This window comes from Ruminococcus sp. AM31-15AC (assembly GCF_003462045.1).
Classification (GTDB): Bacteria; Bacillota; Clostridia; order Oscillospirales; family Ruminococcaceae; genus Hominimerdicola; species Hominimerdicola aceti.
The window spans coordinates 1-1,075 of record NZ_QTYG01000125.1 but is presented as its reverse complement, the minus strand read 5'-3'; the positions used below and the strand labels follow the sequence as shown (position 1 = coordinate 1,075).

At 43.4% G+C, this 1,075-nt stretch carries 2 protein-coding genes; both read left to right on the top strand.

What is annotated here, in order from left to right; genetic code table 11:
- Window positions 1–611: hypothetical protein (locus DW793_RS14870; protein WP_181988399.1), on the top strand; the 611-nt coding region annotated here is incomplete at its 5' end.
- A 96-nt stretch (window positions 612–707) separates the two neighbouring features.
- On the top strand, window positions 708–1,075 hold a 368-nt coding region (locus DW793_RS14310), incomplete at its 3' end, for an ATP-binding cassette domain-containing protein (protein ID WP_118158547.1).

Here is a 1,075-nt window from a genome sequence, read left to right as displayed (position 1 = left end):
TATTTGTGCTGTTGCTTGTGGGTGTTTTTGTTGCGGACAGTTACGAAAAACGAATGGATCAGCAGATAAGGATATCTAAAAATTCGTCAGCGTTTTTTAAGTCACGGGAAATAATTTTATCGGCGGCGATATTTATAATGTTCACGATGAGCTTTTTCGCCGACCTTATTTTAAGCGGAACTTTACAGCAGAGCGAATACAGCACCGCACCATTGCAAAGCGTATGGGAATTTGACCTTTCGCCTGTAATGCTCACTGTGAGAGGTACTATAATATGGCTATGTGTCACAAGGCTTATGTCGTTTTTTGCAACCTACAGCATTTTCGTGCTTGTGGCAAAGCAAGTGTGCTCGGTGAAAAAATATGTTATGCTGACCTCTGGGCTGATAGCGATAATGTCCGCCGCCGCACATTATCTAGGAACGTTTTCGCCTTATATGTTTGCGGCTGTTACAAGTGTGAATGGAAGGTTGCAAAGCCTTGACTATATTAGAACTTTTGATTGTTCGGAAGCGGTAGCTGTATTAATATACCTTGCGACGATTTTGGGCGGGCTATCGGCTTGGAGATACAGCGGATATTATGAAGGAAATTCTAAGGAGCGTTGCTGATATGAGTGTTTTAGAGTAGAAAACTTATCAAAAAGATACGGCAAAAAGCAAGCGCTAAAGGGTATAACCTGCGAATTTCGCACGGGAATAAACGCATTGCTTGGACCGAATGGCGCAGGCAAGACCACCATAATGAACTGCATATCGGGCGTGATAAAAAAGTCGGGTGGCAGTGTGACCCTTGACGAGCAGGACGTTTTTGAAATGGGCGAAAAATATCGTGAAAAGCTGAGCTTTCAGTTTCAATATCAGCCATTTTATCCAAGCTACACCGCCCACGAATTTCTGAGATTTTCGGCGTTATTAAAAGGAATGCCCGAGCCGCTTATTGAGGACGAGATAAGACGTGTGCTGAGGCTTGTGAATCTGTCTGAAAATCTTGATGACAAGATAAAGTCATTTTCTGGCGGAATGAAACAGCGCCTTGCCATTGCACAGACTATCCTTAACTCCCCCGAGATACT